The following is a 12431-nucleotide window of genomic DNA, read 5'->3' on the forward strand; positions in this document are numbered from 1 at the left end:
CAAAAATTATGCTGACTTTTTTATTTTGGGGCTTGACACCTATTTGCAGGTTTGCAAAGTAGCGCACGACCCACCGTTCCCGCCAACCTGGTACAGTTGACTTCATCGTTCATTATACAAAGAATCCATCAGTATCAAAGAGATGGTTAAGTTCCTCGCTGGTTTGTGCATGAGAAACTTTATCCCTGACAGCACTTTTCGACATGTCCAGTCGCTTGTATTTATAAGTTCCCGATGCCTGTTTCATTTGGCGAATTAGTTGGATTCTGCCAAGTCCAGGATTTTGTCTTGCATATTCTGCAAATCCTTTTGCCTTGCTAAGATTATCATCAAGGTCTGCGCGGTGAGGTTCTAAAATATCAATGACATATTTCGAAACAGGGTCTCTACGCACAATGATAAAGTCTGGGTATGCAGGCTTCATTTCCCCATCCATTTCGTAAGGGATGCAAAGAGACCATGCACCTCTGGAGGGGTTACGAATAAAACAGACAAAGCCATCCTGCGCCTGTTCTTCTTCAAGCGTTCCGATTTCCCATGTGTTCAACTTTAATATAGCGATTCCTGTTGCATCGCTGACAAACAAATGATCTCGATACGCTTTTCCGCCTGCTTCGTGTGGAACCTGAATTGTTTCCGGTAAACGGAAATTGTGCTTGCTTACCACATCCCCGTCAGATACAATAGTATCATATTGTCTGCGTATCTTCTCATCAACGCTCGTAGCAATATGACGGCGATAATCATCGTTCAAGCGGTGGAAACGTTGCTGAGCATAGGTGTGCAGTTTATTCATGCTGTCTTCATCGGCGACAAATAGAATGACATCTACCTTGAATCCATTGGGATCATCTTCATCTATATATTTGTTGCCATAAATATTTCCGATACCCTCATTGCCGAGTTTACTTTCCGCAATGCGAAACTGCCTGTCCACATCTGTGTCTGTAGTTGTGAAAAGGTTATGCACATAGTAGTTATCAACAGTTTCCCCGAATGCATCAAAAATCTGTGTTGCCAACTTGAACTGCTTGACCTGTAGCACAAGGTCATCGTATTCTCCGCAGGTTTTCAAATCTTCCACATAGTTGTGAATCATATCCGCAATCTCGGATTGTACTTCTCTGATTGCCATGCGATGCAAACCAGACATAGTAAGCAAGTGTGCCATTTTAAAGAGAGATGTCAGGTAGTTGTTAATTCGCACAACTCTAACATTGTAGGAGAGAAGACCCGCGTCATTGATGAATTTCATAACCTCTTCGCGGTCGAATAAATCAACTGGGGTTTCCTGATCTGCTTCATCTGCATTCTCGCCTGCAGAAGATTCTGCCACTGGAGCCGATATCCCGTTGTCGGCTGTTGATGTAGCGTCAGTAGCTTGAATATCGGAAGATTCAACCATTGAACTAAAACTGGAACTCTCAGCTGTATTCACTGCTGGAGGGCTTATCTCACTAACAGGCTTTGCTGCACCTGTTCCGCCTTGACTTTGGGAATCTGTTGTAGTAGCTTCATCTTGTTCTGTTGTGCCACCCGAAATATCGAGTGAAAGCTGTCCAGGCATATTGTTATTTGGCTTTTTTCTACCAGGCCTGACCGTCAAGGTATCGTATCGCCTTTGATTGGGAGTTTCCCCATACACATCTGTTGGTATATCGCCACCCTCTGCACTTTGCAAAGCATCTACGACATCCTTAACCGTATCCTCATTAAAGTGCGGCAAAAACAGATGAACATCATTCAACACTTCATCTACTGTGATGTGCATCTGCATCGGTGTTCTGACCATTCTGCCGAGCAGCTGTGCAATGTAGGTGGCATCGCTGGCGTGCTTGAAGGACATCATAGTTTCTGCCCTTGGGCAGTCCCATCCAGTGGAAAGATTCTCCTTGAAAAATACTACACGGATATTCCTATCCTCGGAGATATCTGACGGTTCCACATAGCGCACATCCAGTCCGCCCACCGTAATTGTTCCCTTTTCGCCGAAAGTATGCACAACTTGTCCAGCGTCAAAGCGGAAACCAGTGCGTTCCTCGATTTTCTGCAAGCAGTCCTGTAAATCCGTATCTGTAAGTTTGCCATTGCTGCCGTTCAGTACCTGTATAACAAAAACAGGGTTTACATAGGCATAGTGCTGTTCTTGGCAATACTGTGTCCAATGTTGCCATTTTTCCTGCCAATCATCGGCGGCGGCTTGTAGAATAGCCATATCCTTGTTTACGGTACTTTCTTCCGGGTAGGTAATCACAATGCGGTCTTTCAGCAGGCCTGACGCCCGCACCTCATCTGCTGTGACAATAGATTTGTGTATCGTTGAGGAAGTCCCCTCCACCAAGACATTAAAACGCTGGGGGGTGGCAGACATCCCGATTACCAGAGGCATCGGAGGTATCTTATCTTCCTCACTGCCTTTCAGGAATTTTTGCATGATGGTCGTTGCCTTGCCAGCTTCTCTGCCCTGCATCCCACGATGTGCTTCGTCAATGATAAAATAGAGACGGTCACTCTTTTCCCTTGCAGTATTAGCGATGGTCTGCCAAATCGTGTATGTGCGTCCATCTCCATTTTTTGTGAGTTTGGATGTCTTTGACAATTTCTGCGTGTTCAAGAAGTAAATATGGCCGTCCTCGAACAACTCCATATCAAAGGAATCCTCACTGACCGTCACACACCGCCCAAGGCGGATTCTATCTGCCTTGGCATCGATTTTCAGTTTGGACTGCTCATTCAGTTGCGGCGAGTCCGACAGCCAAATCACAATGGCGTTCTGCTGTTCCATATAGGATTCATCCCCAAAGAAAATACTTTCAATCAAGGATGCCATGATAATTGTTTTGCCCGCACCCGTGGGTGCAGTAAAGGAAACCACCTGCGGAGCGTGTGTCCTATGGTAGCTGCCGAGGGCTTCTGCTGTTTTCAAGCGGATGTCCACAAGCGCCCGTTTTTGAAATGGAAATAATTCTACTTTCATGTTTATCTCCCCGTGTTAATGCGGAAATTGTCCAAATAATCCCTGTAAAGCTGGTAGCAGTCCTTACCGTCATAGTTGCGGATCATCTCACGGTAGGCCGTCTCTGAATCCGTCACAATGAATATCGTTTGAATCTCCGAGTATTTGCGAATCTCATTATCAAACTCGGAATAGAAAGTTTCATCAATCAGAACCGCCATCTTGTTTTCTGGTAGGAGCAACATAGGCGGCAGTTCCTCTGTATTCAAAACCGGACATTTCCCAATTGCTCTACCCTTCATCCAGAGAACAGGCAGCAACTCCGCAAACTGTTTTCCAAGCGCAACAGATGTCTTGTCAAGAAAACTAAGTTTGAAAAAAGCGGCGTTAGCCTTGAATCCATCTGACATAGGAATATCGCTACCAAAGTAGTTTCCACTGAGAGGATTGCCGTTTATATCATGCCCCTCAATACTGCATACTGTGCGCGGCCAGTTTACATATCTGGCAATACCGAGTTTTTCCCATTCTTCGTCCCCAGGTTGGTAGCCTTGTGCGGTTAGAGCCGTTGCTTCATCTGCCGAGACCTCATTATTTGTGACCATGATACAACGGCGATGTCCACCGTCTTCGGCGTTAAGAAGATTGACAGCATGAAGGGTAGTGCCAGAACCAGAAAAGAAGTCAAGGATAAGAGCATGGGTTTTACTTTTCAATGAGAAATTTATACAATCATGTACGGCATAAAGTGACTTTGGAAAAGTGAATTTTTGACCACCAATAATATTCCGTAGCATCGTAGAGCCATAAACACTTGCATCATGTCTATCCCGCACCCATATTGTCCGAGGATTTTGAACTGAGTCAAAATCCCCAGTTTTTTGCGCTACTACATAAGCGCCAGAATCATCTGTTCCGAGAATTTCTAAGAGGCCATTTTCAATTTGTTCCATCTGTTTGTCTTTCAACATGACAATACTGCATTGCTGAGTAGTCGCATTAAACTGACCAGCCTTAACGCGATGTTCCGCCATTCGTTTCCTTAGTGTATCTTGTCCTACTTGCCACCGCCCCTCAACATTGTTTTTTCTTAATGGCCAGCAGATAACAGCACTGCTGGGAAGCGTTGACGGCCAAGGAATGTTGTTGCGGTTTTCTTCCAAAGCAAGTGAATCTCCAACATACAAAATCTTATGAGTTTCCTTATCCACATAAATAGGATAAAACAGATTTGGCCTGTCAGAACGGAGAGCTGCAGTTCCTCGGCGGAGTAAGCTATTCCATATTGTTATAGTCTGTTCTGATTCATCATCCTCATCATTGGACAATAACATATTGTCATTAACCTGTTCAATTGTGTGATTTCCCATGAAAACATAAAAGAAGTATTCACCTGCCCTGGAAAACTGCCCCGGTCTTGTGGACCCTTTTTTATTGGTCATTGCAGAAATCATCTGAATCTTTGCCTCTTTGAATATCTCCTCAAGCAGACAACCCAAGTGCAGGTATTCTTTTTCATCTATGGTGGCGATTAACACCGAATCTGTAGGATTAAGCAATTTTTTCGCCAATCGTAACCGTTTCTCCATCATGGACAGCCATTTACTGTGTCGGTACTGATCGTTTCCGTCTACATAATCATTATTGTATTTCCAGTCCTTCGCCCCCGTGTTGTAGGGCGGGTCAATATAGATGCAATCCACTTTCCCGGCGTAGAGATATTCCAGTAACTGAAGGGCGTGGTAATTGTCGGCTTCAATCAGCGTATGCCAAAGGTCACTGTCTGGTGCATTCTCGACCGCATCAATCGGCGTAAGTGTCGGGTAAATTGGCTCACCAAATTCCGCAACAACTACAATCTCATCGAGCCTGAAGGTTTTTTGCTCATGCGTTTCTCTGCGATCACAGATTGTATTGTCACCATCAATGCGCAGAACCGTGTAGATGTCACTGACGTACCCGGTTTTTAGAGCAACCTTGGAGCCAACTCGAATCGGCATACTATAAAGCGGTGTACATTCCGGCAGATGTTCCTCAAACACAAGGCCGAACTTTTTCTGCTCGATTAGTTTATCAGTTTCTTGCAGAATCCGCTCCCGGAGTATCGGGTCATCTATCTGCTGGATCAAATCCTGTAAGAGTGCCATAGCTTGCACCTCATCCTTCAGTAATCGTCTTTTCCTTTATGTGATACTGAATGCCATGTTCCTCACAGAAGAAAATGACCTTCGCTGCACATTTGTTATAAAAATCCTTGTGTTCCTCATAGGAACTTGCGGTCTTATTGTAATTTGTTCTTCCAAAAATAATTCGGTCAACGAAACTAACGGCCTCCAGCAACTCTTGTAAATCTTGCTCTGCCATATTTGGAGTTGGATATGGTTCCATGCTTATCCATGTCTTGCATCCGGCATTATGTAGTGCTTTCAATGCTTCCAGCCGGTCTTTATAGGGTGCTGCCCCCGGTTCCATCTTCTTTCTATACTCTTCATCCAATGAGATGAGTGTTATGCCGTACTCATTTTCATCTGAAAGTTCAGCCAGCGATATGGGAAGAATTCCTTTTGTCAGCACTGTGCATTTGATTCCGGCAGCATTCAACTTTTTGATTGATGCGATTGCCATGTCTGCGATCTCCTGATATCCATACATGAACGGGTCAGTAGTAAAACACAGCTGCACGGACACAATCTTTCCCTTTAATCTCGGAATTTCTTTATCAAGGAGTTCAAGCGTGTTCAATACGAGCCTTGGACTGCGCCAGTCTTCATAGTCTTTTATTTGCCCGAAACGCTTTTTTTGTAAAAAGGCGTAGCAAGGGAACAGGCAGCCATGAGAACAGCCCAGCACAAAATTCATTGTATAATCGCCATACTCCACGCCCGTTTTGTAAAGCATAGTTTTTCTTTGTACATAGCCAGTCACTTTACTCATAGTGCGGGCGTTCCTTTCTGAAACGAAACAACAGTGTGCCTTTTTCCATCCTTGGAATCAACGGCAGTGCTGAATATCGCTCCATATGTGTTTTTCAGTTCATTCCGTATTTCCTGTCTAAATCCGTCAGACGGAAAAATCGGATGATAATCCAAAAGCTGCCATAATGACTCAAGTGGCACATTTTTCTGGCCAGAAAATGATTTTTGCAAATATTTTGCAATGTCTGTCACAAAAAAGCAGGACTCGTCCGTTGCAGGCACAAGAAAACCCTCATTGCCAAAATCAAACGATAACTGGTACTGACCACCGTGCGTGTCTTTAGTTGAGGACTTTCCTCCGAAAGTTTTCCATGCCACCTGTTTATATAGCTTGAAGCCTTCGATATGGCTGGTACAATGAATCAAACTGTACAACTGTGAATTTTGCGTATTGAAAAATGGAAATGCACCCACAAAATATCTGCGTTGACCTTTTAGCTCTTGTATGATTTCTTCCACCCGTTCTTCATATGCCTCTTTGTCGCTGCCAAATGGAATTAGTTTCTCAAAGTCAGTGAGATAGGTGTTTTCATATTTTTCCTTCGCAGCTTCCCGCCTTACCTGCGAAATTGCTCGTACTGTATCCGAGACCATGTGGTTAATCATGACCTCGCCCCAATTTCTTAAAAACGGGATAAGCACAGGCCAGTTGATAGATGCATCATACGGATCGTAAAACAGAAAATAGTGCAGATGCTGACGACCATACAACTGAGGACCTATCGTCTCTAATAGTTCATCCCGATCTTTGGCAGTTGCGATGATTCTAAAATTCCCTTCGTCAGCGGGAAGATGTTTTTTAAGTTCGTCCACTTTCTCTTGAGAATTATCATTCAAATATATCTGGATCTGTTTCTGCGGATAGGTGCGGGCAACATCAAGAAGCGCCTTAGCAACCCGAACAGGCGTCCCTTCGACAACTTCCCCATTATGTGTATAAACGCCGCTATTACACATACAGTCGATAAACACCAATCCATAGCAGGAACTATTTAGCATCAGCTTTTGCGCCCAAGCTTTTATGTACTCCTCTACCAGTTTGAATTTCATGATGGTGTGAGGACTTGCCTTACTTATTATTTTACTATTGTTACTGCTTGACATAAACTCCCTCACATTCTTCATTTGATTTCACAATATCAAAATCAAATCCACCATGCTATTTCAGCATCAATCGGCCAAAGACGCTTACCCGTACTTAAATTAACAAACACTTCTATAATCTACTATACCACATAACACGACTGATTTCCAGAACCCCCAGCAATTTTCCTCATGTTTTCAGATATTCTACCCATTTGTAACGCATAAAACGCCAGAGGGAGCCTTGCCTTATAACAAGTCTCCCCCTGGTGTTCATGGTCTCCTGTTGGCGCATTTGCCAGAGTTTTGAACCTATCAAACGTTACTCATCTCGCTCTTGATGATTTCCTCTGCACGGTTCACAATACTGTTCATGGCTCTGACCCATTCCCATTGCGATTGGCGCTTCAAATCCTCCGTCACGCCCTCGGTGGTTGCCATCTGCTGGATGATAAGCCGATAACGCTCCTGTACCTGTTCGTTCAGGTCGGCAAGATAGGTGTGTAGCTTGCCCGTCAAGATTAGATGATTGAGCAGGAGAGGATTTGTTTTTTCCATATACGCCTTGTGCATCCACCCCCATTTCCCGATGGGACGGTCATCGTCCTCTGAAAGCTCGATAGCCGGAATGTAGTAGTCCCCGACAAGGACATAATCAAGTCCACTCGCTTCATCATGGATTCTCGGTTTTAATTCGTTCATTGTGTTTTCCTCCGTTATTTTCGGTAGCCGCTACCGTTAATACGATGTTTGGCATAAAGTTGTTTCTGTCTGTGGTACAAATCAACTTTGTCGGAGGTAACAGGGATGCTATGTCCTGCATGTAATGTCATTCTTTATGAGAGGGTGTCATTAAAAACATTCTTGAATACAGCAAAATCATTCTCGCCCTTGGCGCTGTCCACATCATCATTGATGGCAATAAAGCGGACATCATAAGCGGGAAAGATGAAATCCTGTAAACGTCCCATATAGAAATATTCCCTGCCCAGACGGGACAGGTCTTTGACGATCAGGGTGGAGACTGAATAGTCCTCCACATATTTCATCATTTCCAAAAACCCGGGCCTTTGAAAATTTGCCCTGAGAATCCGTCGTCCACGAAAAACATAGTGTTTCTAAAGCCGTGTGCTGCCGCATATTTGGACAATAGAGCCTTTTGGTGAGGAATGTGTATGTGTCCAGAGTATATCCTATTCGCTTCTCTGCAAATGGTTCCGCTCTGCTGTCCTGCCGCTGGACAAGTCCCTGGAAACGGTGCTCTTATTCCGGGATGAGTTAAAACGCTGTTCCGTCTGCGGGCAGCCGTTCCGCCCCGGTTCTAACCGGGCCAAATACTGCAAGTCCTGTGCGGCGAAGGTTCACCGCCGGCAGAAAACGGACAGCGACCGGAAAAGGCGGCTGGCATGCGGACAATTAGAGTCGAAAAAGCATTGAATTTACTGCTGTTTTAAGCTGCTGTCAATGGGCGTGAGGGATAAATCTCCTGCGCCCCTCATAAACCTGCTTTTAACCGTCCGCAGAAGGATTTTCACCTAAATTGGAAAATCCCATTTAGGTGCGGTTTCTATTCTGCCGGTTTATCGGTTTATTACATATCCTGCCTGTATGGGATTTGCCAATACTGGATTTTCAGAGACTGGAAAACCTGACGTTCCAGACAACCCTGTCCCTCTCTTTCAGACGCTGGATTTCCAGACCTTTCTGGCAGCCCATATTTAGACGGAAATAAAAGAAAAGAAGTTAATAACAAAATAGTCAATATCAATCAAATCAATCTAAGGGGATGGATTGATGGAAGGGAGTGTGCTATGCAAAAACATTTTTTGATACCTTACAAGGAGGACAGCGGCGTACCGCCCTATCTGCCCTTTCCACGTTTTCTGATACCATTGGATTTATCCAATGATGCAAAGGTTCTGTACGCCCTGCTCTTTGACCGGGCAGGCATTTCCAGGGAGAACGGCTACATAGACCCGAACGGCCGGATCCGTCTTTATTTTACAGTGGAAGAAGCAAAGGAAAAACTGCACCGTAGCCGCCAGGTGGTGACAAGGGCTTTTCAGGAACTGGAGCGCAGCGGCCTGATTGTCCGCTGGAAACAAGGGCTTGGCCGTCCGGCGGTCATTACGCTGAATATTTTGCCTGCAAGGAAGGAGGGAGATGCGATTGTGTAAACCTGCAGATATGAACGAACTTCCTAAATATTTGAAGCCGGAAATTGCCGAGCGGGTGGCGGAGCATTTCAAGAACGGCATCTTTGAGTTTGAATTCAGCAGGGAAGAACTAATTGAAATTGAAGGAAACACCGTCTACCATACGATTCCCCATTATGCGGAGGAAGGGGCGGAAAGCGTGCTGGATAAGCTGCGCCGCATCATGGCCGGGAATTTGGAGGAAACAGAATGAAACCTGCTGAAAAAAGAGAAACAACGCGATATAATATAGGCAACCGTTTACCGGGCTGTTATCCCGGATTGCGGGAAGAAAGGAGCTACTATGAACCAGCAGCCAGATAAAATTACAGCTTTATACTGCCGTCTGAGCCAGGACGATGCGCTTGATGGAGAAAGCAATTCCATTACTAACCATTATCCAATGCGATACAGTTACCGTTGTCATAGTTACAGCATTCATGCACCAGTTTCCGCATCCGGCGGTACTGTCGATAGTCCATGACCGGAATCTTTTTATGGATAGTAACACCTCCTTCCATACGAAAAAGTATCCCTCTACATATTCAGTACATTTTTAGGGCAAATTGTGGGGGGCAGCTTGAAAAATTCACAAAAAATTCAGATTTGAAACATATGAACACTCCCTACAGAACAAAATTCCCTCTATATATCCGTTCATTTTCTCCTCAAAAATTGCCGTCTGTGTTTAGTTATTTACAAAAAATCCGCCGCAGGTTTTCCTGCAACGGATTTTATGGACTTGGCTGGTATTCAAATTTATATCCGACACCAGCAACGCTTTTGATATAATCGGACACATCCGGCGAGATTTTCAGTTTCTTCCGCATATTGCTGATATGGTTGTTGACAGCTTTTCGTGAGTAGTAAGAATAATCCTCATTCCACACAAAATCAATAATCATCTCATAGGTGAACACCCGCTTTGGATTTCGAATCAGCAATGCCAGTATATCAAACTCCTTAGCTGTCAGATTGACAGTCTGATCCTGAACCCGTACAAGCCTTTGCTCCAGGCATACGTACAGGTTGCCCTCCTGAAATTCAGTTAATGATGGATTGTTGCTACGAAGGTATGAAGGAAAACGTGGAACACAGTTTCCCTCATATTCCCGGACAAATTCAGTCAGTTCTTTTTTTCTTCCAGCATTAAGAACCGCAAATAACTTCTCACCAATCTGTCTGCCGGATTCGGATATATCTAATACAACTAATTTCCCATGTTACCCCCCTCCTGTTCATTCTGAATATTTCGTTGCTTACCCTCTAATTTCCTGCGACCTGCAAGTCACCTTTCTTCAATCGAAAGATAACATCTGCCTGCTTTGCAAGCTCATTGGAGTGCGTGACGATAACCACGCATTTATTCATCTGATGGGCACATTCTTTCAAAATTGCCGTGATTTCTGCTGCTGTATCTTCATCAAGGTTGCCTGTCGGCTCATCGGCAAGGATGACCTTTGCATCAGAAGCTAACGCACGGGCAATCGCTACACGCTGTTGCTGACCGCCAGAAAGTTTCAGAACATTTCGTTTGCTTTCTTCTTCGGTCAGTCCCACACGCTCTAAAATAGGCTGTGGCGGCAGTTTTGAAGTGAGAGCTACATTCTCTTTTGGTGTTAGATAGTCAATCAGATTGTAGCTCTGAAAGATAAAGGCTACATTATTTTTACGATGTGCCGCAAGACCTGTAATTTCAATGTCTTGTCCATCAAAAAGGATTTGACCCTCAAGAGGACTGTCCAACCCACCAAGCAGGGAAAGCAGCGTTGTCTTTCCGCAACCACTCGGTCCAAGTATGGCGTACATTTTCCCTGCGTCCAATTCGGCACTCACGCCTTTTAACACATTTCGCTTGTTATCATAGGAGTAGCGAACTCCTTTTATTTCCATAATACTCATCGTTTTATACCTCCTTAGCTCATCTTTGAAAGAATATCTCTCGGCTTCAAACGGAACACCGTCCACGATGCAAGTACCACCGAAGCGGCAATAATGGCAATACCAATAAGGTATAGAGGCAACAGATATGTCGCTGAAATTTCAACATTAAGCGTTGCTGCACTTGTTGTTACTCTGGACACCAGAAATTCACTTGCTTTTCCTGCAATCAGACCGCCAAAGAAAACAGAAGTTGCAAAGGCGACAATCGCTACAGTCACCGTTTCCACAAAAAATTGTCCGATAATACCCATCTTGCTCTTGCCGATAGACAGGTAAACGCCAATCTCTTTTTTACGCCCTCTAATCCAAAGAGTTAAAAGAAGTGTCAGTACAAGAGAGCTTACAACCACGATAATCACGATGATAGTGTTTACTAAGCTCTGCAAAGTTTCAAGCGGTGCTTGTACGACCTCATATTCATCCGTATCAATGCTGAGTTTCAAGGATTTCCCACGAAGCTCTGACAAGTTCTTTACTTTATCATAGACATTTTGGATGCTTACAGGGTCTTCCACATAAATATCAATCTGTGTATAACCATCTATCTTACGACCAAAGTTTTCAAACATTGTCGTGTAGTCCACATAGCCGCAGTTTGCTGGTATGTCCGATACAGAAAAACCTCCGTTTCCAGAAGTACCCTCCGTACCATCAAAAATACCAATGATTTCAAGCTTCACATTGCTGTCAGAGTCAAGACAGTACATTGTCATTATATCGCCCACAGACAGCTTATTGTAATCCGCAAGCTCTTTTGAAATCATCACAACATACTTATCCTCGGGAGTGATGTGCCTGCCATCCACAAGGCTATATTTTCCGCTTTCAAAATCAGAACTTTTTTCAGAGGAAAGAGCTGCCGTATAAGCAGACGACTCTCCATAAGGGGTGTAGCTCAAATTAAATGCCGCAGGTAAATACTCAAAGTCTACACCTGCTCCCCAAAATCCTCTCGGATTGTCAGAGTTATAATCTACAACGCCGTCTACCTTTGAAATGGCATCTAAAATCTCTGGGGTAATGTAATCGCCATTGTAGGTATAGGTCATACCGTATCCGTCTTGGCTCGAATCGTATTGGTTGGTAGGGTCAATTTCCAAAAATAATTTACCGCCGATAGCTGTCTGCACATCCTCAGTCGCTCCCTCGGATGCATCACGGATTGCCAAACCTGTCAGAAGAAAGGTCGAAATAATCGCTAATACCAAAAACAAAATCAATGTCTTTACTTTCTGCCTAATGCAGTAAAGAAAAGCTCTATTTACAAAATTCATTATG

At 44.2% G+C, this 12431-nt stretch carries 12 protein-coding genes and 2 pseudogenes; 4 read left to right on the forward strand and 10 right to left on the reverse strand.

Annotation, left to right across the window (positions count from 1 at the left end):
• Window positions 1-112: 112 nt before the first annotated feature.
• From D7X94_RS01935 to D7X94_RS18935, 6 genes are all read right to left on the reverse strand, one after another.
• Window positions 113-2977, reverse strand: coding sequence for a DEAD/DEAH box helicase (locus D7X94_RS01935; RefSeq protein ID WP_120426020.1), 2865 nt, complete (start codon window positions 2975-2977; stop codon window positions 113-115).
• A 2-nt stretch (window positions 2978-2979) separates the two neighbouring features.
• Complete coding sequence (locus D7X94_RS01940) at window positions 2980-5103, reverse strand: site-specific DNA-methyltransferase (RefSeq protein ID WP_120426021.1); 2124 nt, start codon at window positions 5101-5103, stop codon at window positions 2980-2982.
• A gap of 10 nt (window positions 5104-5113) precedes the next feature.
• A complete protein-coding gene (locus tag D7X94_RS01945; protein WP_120426022.1) occupies window positions 5114-5890 on the reverse strand; it encodes a radical SAM protein in 777 nt (258 codons plus the stop codon).
• Window positions 5887-7035, reverse strand: coding sequence for a three-Cys-motif partner protein TcmP (gene tcmP, locus D7X94_RS01950; protein WP_120426023.1), 1149 nt, complete (start codon window positions 7033-7035; stop codon window positions 5887-5889). Before tcmP ends, D7X94_RS01945 begins: the two co-directional genes overlap by 4 nt.
• Before the next feature lie 294 nt (window positions 7036-7329).
• Complete coding sequence (locus D7X94_RS01955; RefSeq protein ID WP_120426024.1) at window positions 7330-7716, reverse strand: TnpV protein; 387 nt, start codon at window positions 7714-7716, stop codon at window positions 7330-7332.
• Window positions 7717-7850: 134 nt separating this feature from the next.
• Window positions 7851-8066, reverse strand: a complete 216-nt coding sequence (locus D7X94_RS18935) for a hypothetical protein (protein ID WP_243111126.1) — start codon at window positions 8064-8066, stop codon at window positions 7851-7853.
• A gap of 76 nt (window positions 8067-8142) precedes the next feature.
• Between D7X94_RS18935 and D7X94_RS01965 the strand changes: the two genes are divergently transcribed.
• From D7X94_RS01965 to D7X94_RS19755, 4 genes and pseudogenes are all read left to right on the forward strand, one after another.
• A complete protein-coding gene (locus D7X94_RS01965; protein ID WP_120426249.1) occupies window positions 8143-8451 on the forward strand; it encodes a cysteine-rich VLP protein in 309 nt (102 codons plus the stop codon).
• A 374-nt stretch (window positions 8452-8825) separates the two neighbouring features.
• Complete coding sequence (locus D7X94_RS01970) at window positions 8826-9191, forward strand: replication initiator protein A (RefSeq protein WP_066534764.1); 366 nt, start codon at window positions 8826-8828, stop codon at window positions 9189-9191.
• Window positions 9178-9423, forward strand: a complete 246-nt coding sequence (locus tag D7X94_RS01975; RefSeq protein WP_066534767.1) for a hypothetical protein — start codon at window positions 9178-9180, stop codon at window positions 9421-9423. The genes D7X94_RS01970 and D7X94_RS01975 overlap by 14 nt, the downstream gene beginning before the upstream one ends.
• A 90-nt stretch (window positions 9424-9513) precedes the next feature.
• Window positions 9514-9603, forward strand: a pseudogene (locus D7X94_RS19755) (recombinase family protein); the annotation flags it as partial.
• Here D7X94_RS19755 and D7X94_RS01980 read toward each other — a convergent pair.
• From D7X94_RS01980 to D7X94_RS01995, 4 genes and pseudogenes are all read right to left on the reverse strand, one after another.
• Window positions 9602-9691: pseudogene (locus tag D7X94_RS01980) on the reverse strand (cysteine-rich VLP protein); the annotation flags it as partial. The pseudogenes D7X94_RS19755 and D7X94_RS01980 sit on opposite strands and share 2 nt — an antisense overlap.
• A 252-nt stretch (window positions 9692-9943) precedes the next feature.
• Entirely contained in the window at window positions 9944-10408 is a 465-nt protein-coding gene (locus tag D7X94_RS01985) for a winged helix-turn-helix domain-containing protein (RefSeq protein ID WP_243111127.1), read from the reverse strand.
• Between the two features lie 67 nt (window positions 10409-10475).
• Complete coding sequence (locus D7X94_RS01990; RefSeq protein ID WP_120426026.1) at window positions 10476-11111, reverse strand: ATP-binding cassette domain-containing protein; 636 nt, start codon at window positions 11109-11111, stop codon at window positions 10476-10478.
• Window positions 11112-11125: 14 nt separating this feature from the next.
• Window positions 11126-12427, reverse strand: coding sequence for an ABC transporter permease (locus D7X94_RS01995; protein ID WP_120426027.1), 1302 nt, complete (start codon window positions 12425-12427; stop codon window positions 11126-11128).
• Window positions 12428-12431 lie beyond the last annotated feature (4 nt).

Origin of the sequence: Acutalibacter sp. 1XD8-33, from assembly GCF_003612555.1 — a bacterium.
In the GTDB taxonomy this organism is placed as follows: domain Bacteria; phylum Bacillota; class Clostridia; order Oscillospirales; family Acutalibacteraceae; genus Acutalibacter.